This is a genomic window from Acidobacteriota bacterium (assembly GCA_040754075.1).
Taxonomy (GTDB): domain Bacteria; phylum Acidobacteriota; class Blastocatellia; order UBA7656; family UBA7656; genus JBFMDH01.
In genome coordinates, this window is sequence record JBFMDH010000021.1 from 98,062 (window position 1) to 113,144 (window position 15,083).

Annotated in this window: 16 protein-coding genes; 8 read left to right on the forward strand and 8 right to left on the reverse strand. The window is 49.3% G+C overall.

Annotation, left to right across the window (positions count from 1 at the left end):
* Positions 1 to 95: 95 nt before the first annotated feature.
* The 8 genes from AB1757_20720 to AB1757_20755 all read left to right on the forward strand — a co-directional run bounded on the left by AB1757_20720 (position 96) and on the right by AB1757_20755 (position 9,636).
* Complete coding sequence (locus AB1757_20720; GenBank protein MEW6129477.1) at positions 96 to 821, forward strand: CerR family C-terminal domain-containing protein; 726 nt, start codon at positions 96 to 98, stop codon at positions 819 to 821.
* Positions 818 to 1,966, forward strand: a complete 1,149-nt coding sequence (locus AB1757_20725) for an efflux RND transporter periplasmic adaptor subunit (GenBank protein ID MEW6129478.1) — start codon at positions 818 to 820, stop codon at positions 1,964 to 1,966. Before AB1757_20720 ends, AB1757_20725 begins: the two co-directional genes overlap by 4 nt.
* A gap of 144 nt (positions 1,967 to 2,110) precedes the next feature.
* Positions 2,111 to 3,058 (forward strand): ABC transporter ATP-binding protein, encoded by a 948-nt coding sequence (locus tag AB1757_20730; GenBank protein ID MEW6129479.1) that lies wholly within the window; start codon positions 2,111 to 2,113, stop codon positions 3,056 to 3,058.
* 204 nt (positions 3,059 to 3,262) lie between these two features.
* Positions 3,263 to 4,381, forward strand: a complete 1,119-nt coding sequence (locus AB1757_20735; GenBank protein MEW6129480.1) for an ABC transporter permease — start codon at positions 3,263 to 3,265, stop codon at positions 4,379 to 4,381.
* 508 nt (positions 4,382 to 4,889) lie between these two features.
* The gene (locus AB1757_20740) at positions 4,890 to 5,693 is read left to right on the forward strand and encodes a GNAT family N-acyltransferase (GenBank protein MEW6129481.1); all 804 of its coding nucleotides are present in this window, start codon (positions 4,890 to 4,892) and stop codon (positions 5,691 to 5,693) included.
* Between the two features lie 9 nt (positions 5,694 to 5,702).
* Complete coding sequence (locus AB1757_20745; protein ID MEW6129482.1) at positions 5,703 to 6,506, forward strand: lysophospholipid acyltransferase family protein; 804 nt, start codon at positions 5,703 to 5,705, stop codon at positions 6,504 to 6,506.
* A complete protein-coding gene (locus AB1757_20750) occupies positions 6,476 to 6,997 on the forward strand; it encodes a DinB family protein (GenBank protein ID MEW6129483.1) in 522 nt (173 codons plus the stop codon). The genes AB1757_20745 and AB1757_20750 overlap by 31 nt, the downstream gene beginning before the upstream one ends.
* Positions 6,998 to 6,999: 2 nt before the next feature.
* Entirely contained in the window at positions 7,000 to 9,636 is a 2,637-nt protein-coding gene (locus AB1757_20755) for an alpha/beta fold hydrolase (protein ID MEW6129484.1), read from the forward strand.
* A 1-nt stretch (position 9,637) separates the two neighbouring features.
* Here the strand turns inward: AB1757_20755 and AB1757_20760 are convergent, their stop codons facing one another.
* The 8 genes from AB1757_20760 to gnd form a co-directional block, all read right to left on the reverse strand.
* Positions 9,638 to 10,330 (reverse strand): hypothetical protein, encoded by a 693-nt coding sequence (locus AB1757_20760; GenBank protein MEW6129485.1) that lies wholly within the window; start codon positions 10,328 to 10,330, stop codon positions 9,638 to 9,640.
* A gap of 90 nt (positions 10,331 to 10,420) precedes the next feature.
* The gene (locus AB1757_20765) at positions 10,421 to 10,816 is read right to left on the reverse strand and encodes a DoxX family protein (GenBank protein ID MEW6129486.1); all 396 of its coding nucleotides are present in this window, start codon (positions 10,814 to 10,816) and stop codon (positions 10,421 to 10,423) included.
* A 178-nt stretch (positions 10,817 to 10,994) separates the two neighbouring features.
* On the reverse strand, positions 10,995 to 12,551 hold the full coding sequence (gene zwf, locus AB1757_20770) for a glucose-6-phosphate dehydrogenase (protein ID MEW6129487.1): 1,557 nt from the start codon (positions 12,549 to 12,551) through the stop codon (positions 10,995 to 10,997).
* A 23-nt stretch (positions 12,552 to 12,574) separates the two neighbouring features.
* Entirely contained in the window at positions 12,575 to 13,039 is a 465-nt protein-coding gene (locus AB1757_20775; GenBank protein ID MEW6129488.1) for a type II toxin-antitoxin system VapC family toxin, read from the reverse strand.
* Positions 13,040 to 13,300, reverse strand: a complete 261-nt coding sequence (locus AB1757_20780) for a hypothetical protein (protein MEW6129489.1) — start codon at positions 13,298 to 13,300, stop codon at positions 13,040 to 13,042.
* A 116-nt stretch (positions 13,301 to 13,416) separates the two neighbouring features.
* On the reverse strand, positions 13,417 to 13,617 hold the full coding sequence (locus AB1757_20785; GenBank protein ID MEW6129490.1) for a hypothetical protein: 201 nt from the start codon (positions 13,615 to 13,617) through the stop codon (positions 13,417 to 13,419).
* Positions 13,614 to 13,913, reverse strand: coding sequence for a BrnT family toxin (locus AB1757_20790; protein ID MEW6129491.1), 300 nt, complete (start codon positions 13,911 to 13,913; stop codon positions 13,614 to 13,616). Before AB1757_20790 ends, AB1757_20785 begins: the two co-directional genes overlap by 4 nt.
* 36 nt (positions 13,914 to 13,949) lie before the next feature.
* Entirely contained in the window at positions 13,950 to 14,924 is a 975-nt protein-coding gene (gene gnd, locus AB1757_20795; GenBank protein MEW6129492.1) for a phosphogluconate dehydrogenase (NAD(+)-dependent, decarboxylating), read from the reverse strand.
* Positions 14,925 to 15,083 lie beyond the last annotated feature (159 nt).

Consider the following 15,083-nt stretch of genomic DNA (forward strand, 5'->3'; position numbering starts at 1 on the left):
ACACTCGAAAAAATTTATTCGCCTTGACGGGAACCTACATCAGACCTATATTCATTAATCAAGTGATTAATTAATCAAACGGTGAATTAAAAAACATGGCGAGATTAAAGACCGATGATCCGATTGTCAGAGCCAATATTCTGGCGGCAGCCGAAGAATTGATTGCCGAGCGTGGGCTTGCCGCCGCGTCGATTCGTGACATTGCCGCAACTGCCGGGGTCACTTCGGCGATGGTGCATTATTATTTTGGCAGTAAAGACGGGCTGTATCGCGCGATGCTTGAAAACGCCGTGGAATCGGTACGTTCGTTTATTGCCGCGGTTTCTGCAACTCCTGCGCCTGCGCCCGCGAAACTTGCGCAATTTATCGAAGGCGAAGTTCATTACATCCTTTCACATCCGAAACTGGCGCGCATTCTGCTGCGCGAAATGCTCGCAGGCGGTAAAGAACTCATTAAAATTTTTCAACAATATCCGGTCAACAATTATTTAATGCTCAGACAATTGATTGGCGACGGCGTCAAGCGCAAAGAATTACGCCCGGTTGATATTGATCTGGCGCCGCTCAGTTTGATGGGCATGATGATGATTTTTCATGCCTTTCGCCCGGTGATTGCAATGGCGCTTGGCAAACCCGAATACGACGAAGCCTTCATCAAACGGGTCGCAACCCATACGGCAAACCTTTATTTGAATGGCGTAGCGGCGACCGAAACGCTGCCTGAAAAATTAAATCATCGGCGCGCCAAACCCATTTCTCAAACGGCTTCATCCGCAAAACGTAAGCCAACCCCGAATTCCAAAAAGCAGGTGAAACGATGAAGAGCAGTTTTAGAAAAATTATTCTTTTAGCAATCGTCATTCTCATCGCCGTAGCGGCAGTCGCGACCTGGAAATATGTTTCCGCCCGCGAACCGGCAAATCGGCTGGTGCTTTCCGGCACCATCGAAGCCGATGAAATTCATGTTGGCTCGAAAGTTGGCGGACGCATTGCTGAAGTCCTGGTTAAAGAAGGTCAGCAAATTAAAACCGGCGACCCGCTCATCCGTTTTGAAAGTTACGATTTGGATGCCAAACGCAATGACGCTCTTGCTGCCATCGCCGCCGCCGAAGCTAACCTGCAAAAATTACAAAACGGCTTTCGCCCGGAAGAGATTGCCGAAGCCCGCGCTCAAGCCGAAGCCGCCTGGATGAATTATGAACTGGCGCGCAACGGACCCCGCACGCAGGAAATCGCCGCCGCCCAGGATGAACTCGACGCCGCCAATGCCGATTACGAGGTCGCCAAAGCCAATTTTGCGCGCATTGAAAAACTGAGTCGTGAAGGCATCGCCTCGCGGCAGGATTATGACACCGCGAAAGCCAATATGGATCGCGCGCGCGGCAAACGCGATGCGGCGCGACAGAAACTCGATATGTTGCGCGAAGGCACACGCCGGGAGGATATTGCCCGCGCCGAACGTCAATACAGGCAAGCCGCCGCCCAAAAACAGTTGATGGAACGCGGTTCGCGCAAAGAAGACATCGATGCGGCGAAAGCCCAACTCACGCGAGCCCGCGCCACGCTCTCGCAAATTGAAACGCAGATGAATGAGTTGGAAGTCAAAGCGCCAGCCGATGCCTATGTTGAAGTGCTGCGGGTGCGACCGGGCGATTTGATTGCGCCCAATTCACCGGTGGCAACGCTCATCGAACTTGATCGTTTGTGGGTGCAGGTCTATGTGCCCGAACCGGAAAAAGGCTTTGTGCAACGCGAACAGGAAGTGAGCGTCACGGTTGATTCATTTCCCAAAGAGACTTTCAAAGGAAAAGTTGAAAGCATCGCTTCCAAAGGGGAATTCACGCCGCGCAATGTACAGACCCGCGAAGAACGCAATCATCAGGTATTCGGTGTGCGCGTGCGGTTGGATAACAGTTCACGAAAGTTGAGCGCCGGAATGGCTGCGGATGTGGAAATTAGTAAATAGGATACAGGATTCAGGATTCAGGGGAAGAAAGTATGAAGTAGGAACGATGAACGATGAACAACTACAAAACGCTTTCTGTTCAGCCTTCCGCCTTCATCGTTTCTTCTCCCCTGAATCCTGAATCCTGTATTCCGAACCCTGCTTATGAATGCAATTGAAATCAACGGACTGACGAAAAAATTCGGCAACTTCACGGCGGTGAGTGATGTGAGTTTCAATGTTCACAAAGGTGAAATTTTTGGTTTTCTGGGACCGAATGGGTCAGGCAAATCAACCATCATACGAATGCTCTGCGGCTTGCTTGCGCCGACTGCCGGGGGCGCAAGGGTTTTGGATTTCGATATTGAAAAACAATCCGATGATATACGTCAAAACATCGGTTATATGTCGCAACAGTTCAGCCTCTATCAGGATTTGACGGTGCGCGAAAACATCAATTTTTACGCGCAGGTTTACGGTTTAAAAGGCGATTATTTTAAACAGCGGCGGCAAGCGGTTATTGATTTAACCCATATTGAACAATTCACCGACCGTCGCGCCGGCACCTTGTCGGGGGGTTGGAAACAGCGGCTCGCGCTCGCCTGTGCGCTGGTGCATAAACCGAAAATTATTTTTCTGGATGAACCGACCGCCGGTATCGATCCGGTGGCGCGGCGCGAACTCTGGGATTTATTTTTTCAACTGGCAAGCGAAGGCATGACACTGTTCGTCACGACGCATTATATGGATGAAGCCGAACGTTGCGCGCGCGTCGGTTACATCTATAACTCGAAACTGATTACCTGCGGCGAGCCGGATGATTTGAAACGATTGCCGGAGGTGACGCCTGACGATGCAAAATGGGTAGAAGTCTTTTGCCCCAATACGACCATTGCGCTCGGCGAGTTGAAACGCGCCACCTATGTCAAAGGCGCGACGATTTTCGGGCAATCGATTCATCTATTGATGGACAAAAACCAGCCGCTCGAAGCCATTCAAAAAACCCTTTCGGCGATTGGCATTCACGGCGTAGAAGTCGCTCCGGCGCGCCCTTCGCTTGAAGATGTGTTCGTGAGTTTAACGAAACGTTATTCAACCAATGGCAATAAATGACAAACGATATACCGGTCGTCAAAGTTGGCGTGATGAAGAGAAAACGGAACAAACGGAAATAACCGAACAGGCAGAAACGGCGAAAGAGAATAGCGTTTTAAGCGAACCCATTTGAATATTCCGTTTGTTCTGTTCATTCCGTTTGTTCCGTTTTCGCTTTGCATCTTGATGGCAAAGCTAAACCAGTATCAGATGGATTAAATTATGTTCAAAGGATTCGGTTCGGTTTTTTATAAAGAGATTATTCAAATCACCCGCGACCCGTTGACCTTGATGTTGATGTTGCTCATCCCGATGATTCAACTGACGGTGTTCGGCTATGCCATCAATACCGATATTCGTAACATCAAGACGGCGGTTTATGATTTAGACCAACACCGCGAATCGCGTGAACTGCTGGCGGCTTTTCAAAACACCGATTATTTCAACATTGTCGAGTATGTCGATTCCGACGAAGCGTTGAACCATGCGATTGTTGCGGGTCGCGTCAAAGTCGGCATCAAAATTCCGCCCGATTATTCAGACCGCCTGGCAACCAATCGGCAGGCAACCGTGCTGGTGTTAATTGATGGGTCGGATTCGACGGTCGCAACGCAAAGCCTGACGGTTTCAAATTCCGTAGGCATGCAGGAATCGCTGAGTCGCATCACCGAACAATTGCAACAAAACGGTCTGCAAATTCCCATAGAGATGCGCCCTAAGATGCTGTTTAATCCCGATTCGCGTTCGGCAAATTTCATGGTGCCGGGACTGGTCGCAGTGATTTTGCAACTGGTCACCACCTTGCTGACGGCTTTTTCGATTGTCCGCGAACGCGAACGCGGAACGCTTGAACAATTATTGGTCACGCCAATTAAACCGTTCGGACTGATGATGGGAAAACTGTTGCCTTACGGACTGATTGGATTTTTTGAAACCTGTACGGTGCTTACGGCAATGCGGGTGATTTTTCAGGTGCCGATTAACGGCTCAGTGATACTGCTATTACTGCTTTGCATTCTGTTTTTATTTACGGCGCTGGCAATCGGGTTGTTGATTTCCACCAAGGCGCAAAATCAGGTGCAAGCTTTTCAAATGGCATTTCTGATTATGTTGCCTTCGATTCTGCTTTCCGGGTTTATGTTTCCGCGCGATTCGATGCCCTTGCCCATGAAAGCCATCGGCTACATCATCCCGGCAACTCACTTTATTCAAATTCTTCGCGGCATCGTTTTACGCGGCGCGACCTTTTTTGATTTGCTGGAAGAAGTAATCGTGCTTACGGTGATGGGCGTGTTGTTATTGATATTGAGCGCCCTGCGCTTTCGCAAGAAGATTGTTTAAAAAGTTGTTAAACTTGTAAAAAATTGTGAGAAAAAATAAAGCGCAGCAACGCATTCGTTAGAGGAGGTCTTCCGAAGGTTGCTGCGCTTAGTGAGTAATGGAGGAGGATTCACCCTAAGCGACAACGCTTATTACCAGCAATTCAATGTCTCTCAGGCGCATTGTTTAACATTGAATGCTGTTCACTCACATGGGCTTATAACGTGACGAGACCGGTTTGGTTTCAAAAATATTTCCGAGAAATAATATTTTTTCAAAGCCTCAGAAATCGACTCACCTGCCTGCCGCGATGCGAAAGGTTGCGATTATCCATCTGCTGCTCAAGGTCTTTGCGTCAAGATTGTTCCTCGTGTACACTGCCCTCACTCACTGTATGGAATAAACTCACACAGGTTGCGGATTTATCAGTTGTCACAATCGTGTGAATACGGGATGCGTAAATCATTGGTCATGCATCCAATAATTTCTTTCGATTGCTCAAAAAATTTTACGCGAAAGGAGGTCTGAGATGTCACCTGAACATTCAATTGTTTTGCAAACCAATGAGTTGTTGACGCTGACACCCGGGCCTCCGCAGATTGCTATCAGCGAAGACCGTTATGTCGTGCGATTTGCGCAAACGCCTGCCGAGTTGGACGCCGTTTTGAAACTCCGGTTTGAAGTTTTCAACCTTGAACTTCAGGAAGGACTGGATGCATCGTTTCAAACCGGACGTGACCGCGACGAATTCGATGCCACCTGTCATCACCTGATGCTCATTGACCAGGAAACCAATACAGTGGTCGGCACCTATCGTTTGCACACCAGCGAAATCGCCCGGTTGGGATTTTACTCGGCTGGCGAATTCGATTTAACGCATTTACCGGTCGAGGTTCTCAATCAAAGTGTCGAACTCGGTCGCGCCTGCATTGCCGACGCGCATCGCAGTCAAAAAGCGCTCTTTCTGTTATGGAAAGGTTTGGTGGCTTATATGCGGCTTTATCGCAAGCGTTATCTTTTTGGCTGTTGTTCGCTGACAAGCCTTGACCCAAGCGAAGGCAAAGCGGTCATGCAACTGCTTGCCGAGGGCTGCCATTTTCATGAAGAATTTCATGTGCCGCCGCAAAAAGATTTTGTCTGTTTTGACGAAGGCTTTGTCGCTCAGCCGAGAGCGACTGCCAAAATCCCAAAACTCTTCAGAACCTATTTGCGATACGGCGCGAAGGTTTGCGGCGAACCGGCGATTGACCGGTTGTTTAAAACCATTGATTTCTTCGTCATTTTCGATCTGGCGGCGCTCGATGCCTTGAGTCGAGTTTTTTTCGGCGTGTGATTGGTTCTAATGAAAAAACCATTGCGTCTTACATTTCGATTGCTCACCATCGGTGCAAGCACCCTGGGGCTTTACCTGCTCTGGCTTACGGGCTTGCCACTGGTGTTTGCCTTCAAAAACCTGCGCTACAGTTGGCGCAACTGGATATTTCGCACCTGGGGAAAGACCCTTGCGCGATTTGCCGGACTGCGACTCACCATCGAAGGCACGCCACCTCGCGCGCCATTTTTTCTGGTATCCAATCATTTGAGTTACACCGACATCATTGTTTTCGCTTCACAACTTGATTGCGTTTTCGTATCCAAAAGCGATGTTAAAGATTGGCCCGGCATAGGCTTTTTAGCCCGTAGCATGGGGATTATTTTCATCGACCGCACGCGCAAACAGGATATTCCGCGCGTCATCGAGTTGATTGAAAATGCCTGGCAGAAGCGGCAAGGCGTCGTGGTTTTCCCCGAAGGCACCAGTTCAAAAGGCGACACGGTGTTGCCGTTTAAACCGTCGCTGCTTGAGCCTGCGGTAAAAACCGGACTGCCGGTAAGCTATGCCAGCATCTCATATCAAACGCCGCCCGATGAACCGCCCGCCCACCTGTCCGTTTGCTGGTGGGGCGATATGGAATTTGCTTCGCACGCCATTGCCCTATTTCGCTTGCGCAGGATTGATGCGAAAGTGGTTTTCGGTGAGCAAACCTTTAGTGCAGATGATCGTAAAATTCTGGCGCAAAGATTACGCGCCGCTATCATTGAGCAATTCACTCCCGTTGTGACGACAGAGGAAGAATGTCAGATAACTTTAGCCACAACCCATTAACCGAAGAAGCAATCGTCTTGCTTACCCAAGCAAATCAATTGCTCAAACGAATCGATGATGAAATTTATTGGTGTACGATGCCGCCGGTTTTCAATTACGGCATCGGCAGCCACGTTCGCCATTGCCTGGATTTTTTCACAGCTTTTTTAAATGGCGTGGAAAACCGCCGCATTGATTACGACACGCGGGAACGCGATGAGTTGATTGAACGCAACCGCTCGGTTGCCATTGCCAAAATTGATGGGCTGATTGAACAACTCACTGCCCTCCAAATCGATGAAGCTTCAAAAATAATGGTTCGGTTGGAAGATGTTTCGGTTGATGCAAATTTATGGAGCCATTCAACGGTTTTGCGCGAGATGCAATTTTTACTGAGCCACACGGTTCACCACTTCGCCTTAATTGCCATGATGCTAAGATTGCAGGGCGTCGAAGTGGGCAATGAGTTCGGGGTTGCGACTTCGACACTCAAACGATGGAGAACCGCTTAAAGGTGCGAAAAAGATATTTTGTCGCCGGTTATCTGGGTTTGCTTGTGCTCTCGTTTGGGGTGAGAACTTTTCAAACCGAAAAGCCGCTCTCCGCAGAGATGCGCGCCGTCGAGGTGCAAGCCGTTGACGGCGATCTGACAACCAATCAAACCATTCGCCTTGCCTATCGCGAATTCACTAACGACAGTTCAATTAATCCTTCCGACACCGCATCAATCCATTCGGACGCCTCTTCACAAAAAGCTTCGCGCCCGGTCGTCATTCTTTTGCATGGCAGCCCCGGCGATTCCAAAGATTTCCACTCGCTTGCGCCTGAACTTGCCCGGAGTTTCCGCGTCATTCGCCCGGATTTGCCGGGCTTCGGTGAATCCACGCATCAAGTTCCCGACTATTCAATTCGCGCGCACGCCCGTTATGTGCTCGCCTTGATGGATAAATTGAATATTCGACAAGCTCACCTCATCGCCTTCAGCATGAGCGGCGGCGTAGTGTTGAACCTGGCGGACATCGCCCCTGAACGTGTGCGGTCAATCACTATGCTTTCAGCTATCGGAGTGCAGGAGATGGAACTGCTCGGCGATTACCATCTCAATCATGCGGTTCACGCCATGCAACTCGCGGGGCTGTGGCTTCTGCGCGAAGCCACGCCGCATTTCGGTTATCTGGATGATGCGATACTCGGTGTCGCTTATGCGCGAAATTTTTATGACACCGACCAGCGACCGTTGCGCGAATTTTTATTGCATTACGAATCACCGATGTTGATTTTGCATGGTGAAAAAGATGTGCTGGTTCCAATTGAAGCAGCGCGTGAGCATTTCCGTTTAGTGCCGCAAAGCGAAGCCCATTTTTTACCAACTGAAAATCACTTCACGGTGTTTACCGAAGGCGCGATGCTCGCACAGTTCATTCTGCCTTTTTTAAATCACGTCGAAGCGGGCAAAGCTTTGACTCGCGACCGCGCCGACGCCACGCGCCTTGCCGAAGCCGCCGAAGCCTTCAATCCGGCAACCCTGCCGAAAGCCCACGGCATCACCTTACTGGTGGTGATACTCCTACTGGCAGCGGCAACCCTCGTCAGCGAAGACCTGACCTGCATCAGCGCCGGACTGATGGTGGCGCAGGGACGCCTGAGTTTTCTTGCCGCAGCCATTGCCTGTTTTATCGGTATTTTCATCGGTGATGTGTTGTTATTTTTAGCCGGTAGATTCTTAGGTCGCCCGTCGCTTGCGCGTGTGCCGCTCAAGTGGTTCATCAAATCAAAAGATGTTGAGCGCAGTTCGCGCTGGTTCAATCGTAACGGTTTGGCGGTCATTGCGACCAGTCGTTTCGTTCCCGGCGCGAGGCTGCCGACCTACTTTGCCGCGGGACTTTTGCACACCAATTTCTGGTGGTTCTGTTTCTACTTTTTACTTGCGGGCGTTGTGTGGTCGCCGCTCCTCATTGGTCTATCGGCAGTCGTCGGCGCAGAAGTATTGAAAGCTTTTCTGATTTCCAATCAAACTTCGTTTCTAAAAATTTTAGGCATCGGGTTGATTTTATTGATTGCCCTTAGATTCATGGTGCGGATGACTACCTATCGTGGACGGCGAATGTTCATTGGTTGGTGGCGCAGAAAAAGACGGTGGGAATTCTGGAAGATGTGGGCATTTTATCCGCCGGTGGTCGCTTATGTTATTTATCTGATGGTCAAATATCGCAGCGCAACTTTGTTCACCGCCTCAAATCCCGCGATCCCGACAGGCGGTTTCGTCGGTGAATCGAAAGCCGAAATTTTACGAGGTCTGTCAAACGCCGAAGATTTTATTGCGCGCCATCAATTAATCAAAGCGACGCTCAATATTGATGAACGATTCGCGCAGGCAAAAATGTTTATGCGCGAACTGGCGCTCGACTTTCCTGTGGTGCTTAAACCCGACCAGGGGCAACGCGGCAGCGGGGTCGCGGTAGTGCGAAGCGATGAAGCATTGCGCGATTATTTAACCGCTGCCGCAAGCGATATGATTATTCAGGAATATGTCGCGGGGCTTGAATTCGGGGTCTTTTATTATCGCTTTCCCGATGAAGCGCGGGGCAAAATTTTTTCCATCACCGAAAAGCATTTCCCGGTGGTTACGGGCGATGGCAAACGCACGCTTGAACATTTGATTCTTGCAGATGAACGCGCCGTCTGTATGGCGAAATTTTATCTCGATAAACAGGGCGACCATCTTGAAGAAGTTTTAAGCGCCGGTGAACCCCGGCAACTCATCGAACTCGGGACGCATTCGCGCGGCGCAATTTTTCTCGATGGCATCGAACACAAAACCGATGCGCTCGAAGAACGTATCGACCGCATCAGCAAAAAATTTACCGGCTTTTATTTCGGGCGCTACGATATTCGCGCCAGCTCACTTGAGGAATTCCAACGCGGCGAAAATTTCAAAGTGATTGAATTGAACGGCGTGACCTCGGAAGCCACACATATCTACGACCCGAAAAACAGCGTCTTTGCGGCTTATCGCGTATTGTTCGAGCAATGGCGCATTGCGTTTGAAATCGGCGCACAAAATCGCCGCCGCGCCGCGCAGCCTTCCAGTTTAGGTGAATTGATTCGGCTGGTGCGCGCATATCGCGAACGCGCTGGAAACTCGGATTAATTCACTGCGTATCCTCGATTTCCCGCAAACTTCGCGGAACCCGTTTTAACCAATAGGTTAATCGTTCCGGTTGGGCTTTTAATTTTGTTTGAATCGCCTCAATCTCTGCGGGCGAAAAATAGTTGCGTTGTTTCTCTGCTAATTTTTTAGCAGGCACGTTCCGGTATAGCCATTCGCGATAGAGTTTCAACCCTTCACCACACCCCCGCGAAATCGCTTGCAAATCCGTGCGCCGCTCAAATCGCGCCGTATAATTTTTTCCCGCCAAGCGCATCAACCCGAAAAGCCGCAAACGATTTTTAGTCTGAAAATCATAAACGTGTCCGAGTTCATGACTGAGAATCGCCCGGATACCGGCTGCGGGAGCGCCGCGTTCAAAAACTTGCGGATTGACTTTGATGTAATAGCGCATCTTCAAGCCAAACAGCCATCGCTTGAAATTGAACAGGGTGCGGAAATAATCGGCATTATCGGTGAAGCTTTGAATTTGAATATCGGTTTTTGCAAGTTCCGGGTAAGTGGTGTGAATCAATTCCTCAACGATGGCGCGTGTACGATTAATTGCCGCCAGGGTCGCCGCTTTATCGGCTTGGCCAGGTTGGGCAATCGCCAAACCGTCAGAAGTAAATGACGGTGAGAGAGCGAGTATAAAAAATAAACCGCACAGAACGCGACAAAGAAATTTTTCAATCATGCATTCCTCTCAAAAAATAAAGCGTGACCGGTAGTTATCTTACCCATCACGCCAAGGAGAGGAAACAGAGTTTGGATGAACGATTTCCTTTTAACCGAAAACTTGACCGACCACAGGAAGTTCCCGCCGGTGTAAAATCAAAATCACTAAACTCGCGACAAAAACCGCACACGCCAGAATAAACAACACCCCGCCATCATCTTTGACGACGATTCCGAGTTTGGTCAGATGGCTGAAGATCGCTCCGGTGATGGTGCCAAGCGCGAGGATTGCACCGTAAGGAACGGTGCGCGGAATCAGTAATAGAATAACCGCGATGAGTTCAACAATGCCTGAACCGATGCGCCCCCAGGGTTCAAGTCCAAGTGTCATAAAAATATATTTCGATTCATCAGCGCCGGTGAATTTGAAAAACAGGGTTTGAAATAAAATAACCGCAACGATAATTTGCAAAACCCAACTGATAATATTCTGTGTTTTAGACATGCTGAGATTGTTTCCTTTCGCTTAAATTGCTCACTCAGTAAATCCACTACGCAGGATTTTTATTCCAACCTCAAGGCGAAAAAAGAGAACCACGAAACAGACGGAATAGAGAGCGAACATAGGGAAATTTCATTGAGTTTCCACGGGTTCCGTTTTTATGCCGTCGGTTCCGCAGTGGTTACCCGGCAAAATCCTCTTCATCTTTGCGCCAGCGCCGACCTTCGCGTTCCAGCAAATCATCCGCCTCTTTTGGTCCCCAGGTGCCTGATGCATAATTCGGGAAATTGCGCGCCGGAAGCGCGCTCCAGAGATCGATAATCGGGCTGACCACGCGCCACGCCGCCTCAACCATATCGGCGCGTTGGAAAAGCGTTGCGTCACCGGTCATACAATCGTAAAGCAACCGCTCGTAACCTGTACTCGTGGTCTTGCCGAAATAATCGACATAATTGAAATCCATATCGACATCGCCCAGTTTGACGACGGGTCCGGGAACCTTCGCGCCGAAATGCAGCGAGATGCCTTCATCGGGTTGAATGTGAATGACCAGACGATTGGTCACCAGTTTATCGACCGGGGTGTCGCGGAATAACACGAAGGGCGCGCGTTTGAATTGAATGGCAATCTCGGTGACACGTTTGGGCAGATGTTTGCCGGTTCTCAAATAAAATGGCACATCCGCCCAGCGCCAGTTATCAATCAACAATTTCATCGCCACAAAGGTTTCGGTGTTGGAATTGGGCGCGACATTGGTTTCGGCGCGATAGGACACGGCGCGTTCGCCTTTCACCAAGCCATCGCCATATTGACCGCGCACCGTGCGACGTATCACCTCTTCATCGGTCATCGGTTGAATGGCATGTAAAATTTTTGCCTGTTCATCGCGCACCGCATCGGCTTCAAATGAGATGGGCGGCTCCATTGCCGTCAGCGTCACCAGTTGGAAAAGGTGATTGGGAACCATGTCCCGCAAAGCGCCGGAGGTTTCATAATAGCCGCCGCGACCTTCGACGCCGACGGCTTCCGATGCGGTGATTTGCACATGGTCGATGTAGCGGCGATTCCAGATGGGTTCAAAGATGCCGTTGCCGAAGCGAAAAACCAAAATATTCTGCACCGTCTCTTTGCCCAGATAATGGTCGATGCGATAAATCTGTTTTTCGTTGAAAACTTCTTTGAGTTCCAGATTGAGCGCGTGCGCCGAATCAAAGTCGCGCCCGAACGGTTTTTCGACAATCACCCGTCGCCACCCTTTGCCCGGTTCTTCGTGTGCCAATCCTGCGGTGTTCAGTCGGCGTGCCACTTCACCGAAAAAGCTTGGCGCGGTCGCCAGATAATAAAAATAGTTGCTGTGCGTGCCGTGTTCCTGATTGACTTCTTCCAATCGCCCTTTGAGCCTTTGATAGAGGTTGTCATCGCCAAATTCGCCGGGAATGTAATGCAGACGGCGTTGCACCCAGTCCCATAAATCGGGTTCGATTTCGCTGGTGGCAAACTCTTTCATATCCTGAGAAATTTTTTCGCGAAACTGCTCATCGCTCATCTCGGAACGGGCAATGCCGATGACGGCAAACTGCCGCGACAGCAGTCCGGCTTTTGCCAGATTGTAAAGCGCCGGGATTAATTTGCGTTTGGTCAAATCGCCCGAAGCGCCGAAAATCACCATAATGCAAGGGTCGCTTCGATCATCCGAATGGCTGTTGCCACTCATTGCATTCACCAGGTCTGATGCCATTTAAATTCTCCTATTCAATAAGTTCAGGGATGGGCATTAGGGTCTTCAACCGTAAGCCCTTCGGCAATCGCCGCTCTATTGAGTTCAAGGTCAGCAGAAACCAAAGTCAACGGCAGTAAATTTGAAGCCCGCAATAAATTGTTGGTTCCAATCGCTGCCGCAAGATGGGTTGCATCATAGCTTCGCAGATGATAGGTGTCTGTCAAATTCATCGCTTTATCAATCAAATTGGGGGTCATTTCAACAATCAGGTATTCACTATTGAATTCACGCTTAAATTCAGCAATTGCATTTGCGGCATCCTTGAGAGGAACGCTTTTTCCGGCTCTGCGCCTGGCTATTGCGGCAACCACTTCCACGCCGGCAATGCGGGCAATATAGATTTGATTACCTGTAGCCGGATTGAAGGGGTTCGCAACCCAAGCTGTTCCTGTTTCGTTAAGGTAGCGTTTCACAACTGCGCTGCTGTCGAAAAAATAATCAGGCATTTACCGGCGCTCCTCAATCAAGGTTTCGGAAACCGGTTTACCTTTCACTCTCACGGGTTTGTATTTTTTGAATGCTTCGATATCTCTTTTGGGCTTTCTGATTTCACTGAAAAGTCCGGCTTGTAGCATAGCTTGCTCGAACCGCTTGCGCTTCTCTTCCTCGGATAACAACTCATCCAACACGATACGCAATTGTTGCAAATCTTCGGAAGGCAAAGTCTTCATTTCTTGAACCACCTTATCCAAAGTGACATTTTGCATAAACAACTCCTTTGCATAAAACTTCAGGAGGCATTCTACCCGGCAAGTTTACCACCTGCTATTGGTCACTTCTTTTCAACCTGTCCGCCGAATTTCTGGCGCATTGCCGATAATAGCTACAAGATTGATTGCACAATGTCTTTACTGCCTCGCAACAATTTATTGACTAAAATTTGTGCGTCAAGCTTATTCTTTTTTGCATACTTTTGAATAAACTCAGCAACATCAGGGTCTAGATAGATTGGCAAATTAAGTTTCACATTCGGGCGATAGAATTTACCGCGTTCACCTTTGGAAAAATCATATTCTTTTTTCATAGCGATTCACCTTCGTATTGCTTTCTTTCATTTCTGTTAGCTTTTCGCGCCGAAATTATTCGGATAATTGATTGATCTTTTTCCGCCTCATTAAATGTGTGAATGACCACCAACAGCAGGTCAGATTTATCCTTGCCTAAGGTTATCCATCTATCTTCTTTCTCGCTATGAGCGTCATCAAAGATAGATAAGGCAAGCGGGTCTAAAAACACTTCGGCAGCCCGCTCAAAGCTAACTTTATGCTTACGCGCATTCGCTTTCGCTTTAATTGGAGTCCACTCGAAATTGTACTGCACAATTTTCCCTTATGTTTGAAAAAGAGAAAAACCGTTTCACTTCTTTTCCACATGACCGCCGAATTTCTGGCGCATTGCCGATAAAACTTTTTCGGCAAAGGTGTGCTCTTGACGCGAACGAAAACGCACGAATAACGCCGCGGTCAACACATCTGCGGGAACCGCTTCTTCAATCGCCGCTTGAATCGTCCAACGCCCTTCACCGGAATCCTGCACAAAACCCGTGTAATTTGCGAGCGTCGGATTTTCCGCCAAAGCCATCGCGGTCAAATCCAGCAACCACGAACTGACAACGCTTCCCCGTCGCCAGAGTTCGGCAATATCCGCGAGGTTCAAATCATAGCGAATCTCTTCTGGCAAAGCTTCCGAGTTGGCATTTTTGAAAATATCGAAGCCCTCGGCATATGCCTGCATCAAGCCGTATTCGATGCCGTTATGCACCATCTTGACGAAATGACCTGCGCCCGCTTTGCCACAATAAAGATACCCATCTTCGGCAGTGCTTTGCAGCCCTTCGCGTTGCGGCGTTTTTTCTATCTCACCGATGCCGGGCGCAAGGGTTTTAAAAATCGGGTCGAGATGTTCAATCACTTCTTTCGGGCCACCAATCATCATGCAGTAACCGCGCTCCAATCCCCAGACGCCGCCGCTCGTGCCGACATCGACATAGTGAATGCCTTTCGGCAGAAGTTCTTTGGCGCGACGCGCATCGTCTTTGAAATAAGAGTTGCCGCCGTCAATGATGATGTCGCCCGCTTCCATTCTCTCAGCCAAAGCTTTCACAGTATTTTCCGTGGGCGCACCTGCGGGAACCATCACCCAGGCGACGCGCGGTTTCGTGAGTTTCCCAACGAAATCATCAAGCGAAACGGAACCTGTCGCGCCTTCGCCTTCCATTTGTTTTACGGCGTCGGGGTTCAAATCCGTGACTACGCATTCGTGACCGCCGCGCATCAAACGGCGCACCATATTTGCGCCCATCCTGCCAAGTCCGACCATACCAAGTTGCATACCTGTTGCTCCTTATTGAGTAAAAATTTGAACACCAAGAACACAAAGAACACGAAGACTTTTTCAAAAATGATTCGTTTGATACCGCCAGAGGTCAGCAATCTCGTCTTGAAGTTTAAGATCAGTCCTAATCTCAATCCTGTGGTTTTCAAGCTCTTC

What these genes read in the sequence shown, in the direction of transcription:
- AB1757_20765 (MEW6129486.1), bottom strand. Translation starts at nt 10,816, where the DNA reads ATGTCTAAAACACAGAATATTATCAGTTGGGTTTTGCAAATTATCGTT.
- AB1757_20785 (MEW6129490.1), bottom strand. Translation starts at nt 13,617, where the DNA reads ATGAAAAAAGAATATGATTTTTCCAAAGGTGAACGCGGTAAATTCTAT.
- AB1757_20775 (MEW6129488.1), bottom strand. Translation starts at nt 13,039, where the DNA reads ATGCCTGATTATTTTTTCGACAGCAGCGCAGTTGTGAAACGCTACCTT.
- AB1757_20745 (MEW6129482.1), top strand. Translation starts at nt 5,703, where the DNA reads ATGAAAAAACCATTGCGTCTTACATTTCGATTGCTCACCATCGGTGCA.
- zwf (MEW6129487.1), bottom strand. Translation starts at nt 12,551, where the DNA reads ATGGCATCAGACCTGGTGAATGCAATGAGTGGCAACAGCCATTCGGAT.
- gnd (MEW6129492.1), bottom strand. Translation starts at nt 14,924, where the DNA reads ATGCAACTTGGTATGGTCGGACTTGGCAGGATGGGCGCAAATATGGTG.
- AB1757_20750 (MEW6129483.1), top strand. Translation starts at nt 6,476, where the DNA reads ATGTCAGATAACTTTAGCCACAACCCATTAACCGAAGAAGCAATCGTC.
- AB1757_20780 (MEW6129489.1), bottom strand. Translation starts at nt 13,300, where the DNA reads ATGCAAAATGTCACTTTGGATAAGGTGGTTCAAGAAATGAAGACTTTG.
- AB1757_20735 (MEW6129480.1), top strand. Translation starts at nt 3,263, where the DNA reads ATGTTCAAAGGATTCGGTTCGGTTTTTTATAAAGAGATTATTCAAATC.
- AB1757_20720 (MEW6129477.1), top strand. Translation starts at nt 96, where the DNA reads ATGGCGAGATTAAAGACCGATGATCCGATTGTCAGAGCCAATATTCTG.
- AB1757_20725 (MEW6129478.1), top strand. Translation starts at nt 818, where the DNA reads ATGAAGAGCAGTTTTAGAAAAATTATTCTTTTAGCAATCGTCATTCTC.
- AB1757_20760 (MEW6129485.1), bottom strand. Translation starts at nt 10,330, where the DNA reads ATGATTGAAAAATTTCTTTGTCGCGTTCTGTGCGGTTTATTTTTTATA.
- AB1757_20730 (MEW6129479.1), top strand. Translation starts at nt 2,111, where the DNA reads ATGAATGCAATTGAAATCAACGGACTGACGAAAAAATTCGGCAACTTC.
- AB1757_20740 (MEW6129481.1), top strand. Translation starts at nt 4,890, where the DNA reads ATGTCACCTGAACATTCAATTGTTTTGCAAACCAATGAGTTGTTGACG.